Below are 1,186 nucleotides of genomic sequence, written 5' to 3'. Positions count from 1 at the left end.
GGCGAGATCACGGCGGCCAGCCAGGAGCAGACCTCGGGGATCGAGCAGATCAACCAGGCGATCACGCAGATGGACCAGGTGACGCAGCAGAACGCGGCGCTGGTGGAGCAAGCCTCGGCCGCCGCGCAGTCGCTGCAGGAACAGGCCGGCAGCCTGTCGCAGATCGTGAACACCTTCAAGCTGGAAGACGACGCGCAGGCCCCGACGGCTGCCGTCGCGCACTGAAGCCAACGCCGGAACCAAGTTTTCTTGTGAATCGCACCATGACTCTTCTTTCGAACCTCAAGATCGGTACCCGTCTGGCGGCGGGATTCACGGCCGTGCTGCTGTTGCTTGCGGCGGTGCTGCTCCTTGGCCTGAACTCGCTCGGTGCCGTCCAGGCTCGCCTCGACGGCATCGTTGCGGGCAACAACGTCAAGGTCGCATCGATCAACACGATGCTGAATTCGATCCGCGACATCGCGGGTGACGCAACGCATGTGGTCCTGCTGACCGACGAGGCCTCGATGCGCGAGCAGATGAAGAAGGCGACGGCAGCGCGCGAGCGCTTCGCCGCGGCCAAGACGAAGTTCGGAAAACTGGTCGTCTCGGACGTGGGCAAGGCCCATCTGGCCAAGGTCGAGCAGACGCTGGCGGTTGCTGCGCCGGTGAGCGAGAAGCTGTTCGAGCTCGGGCTGCAGAACAAGACCGAAGAAGGGACCGAACTGTTGATGAAGAAGTTCGATCCTGCGGTGGACGCCGCGCTGGCGGCGCTGGACGAGATGGCGGCCCACGAGAACAGCTTGTCCGAGAAGGCGAGGGACGAGGCCGCCGCCGAGTATGTGCGGGCGCGCCTGCTCATAATCGGGCTGGGCGGCTTCGCGGTCCTGGTGGGCGCGCTGGTCGCCTGGCTCATCACGCGGTCGATCACCCGGCCGATCGGCGCGGCGGTCAAGATCGCCGAGACCGTGGCCGCGGGCGACATCAGCTCGCGCATCGAAGTCCATTCGACGGACGAAACGGGCCAACTGATCCGGGCGCTGAAGGAAATGAACGACAGCCTGGTGAAGATCGTCGGCGAGGTCCGCACGGGCACCGACACCATCGCCACGGCATCGAGCCAGATCGCGAGCGGCAACCAGGATCTTTCTTCGCGTACCGAAGAGCAGGCCAGCTCGCTGGAGCAGACGGCAGCCTCGATGGAAGA

1 protein-coding gene and 1 pseudogene are annotated in these 1,186 nt (G+C 65.1%); both read left to right on the top strand.

Translation table 11 applies throughout. The features are described 5' to 3' along the window. Positions 1–225: pseudogene (locus tag AC1DY5_RS56370) on the top strand (methyl-accepting chemotaxis protein); the annotation flags it as partial. Positions 226–263: 38 nt separating this feature from the next. After that, positions 264–1,186, top strand: a 923-nt coding sequence (locus tag AC1DY5_RS56365) for a methyl-accepting chemotaxis protein (protein WP_478122828.1), incomplete at its 3' end; no start/stop codon positions are given.

It is taken from the genome of Variovorax sp. P4_D9, assembly GCF_056401695.1.
This window is presented reverse-complemented; position numbering and strand designations above follow the sequence as displayed.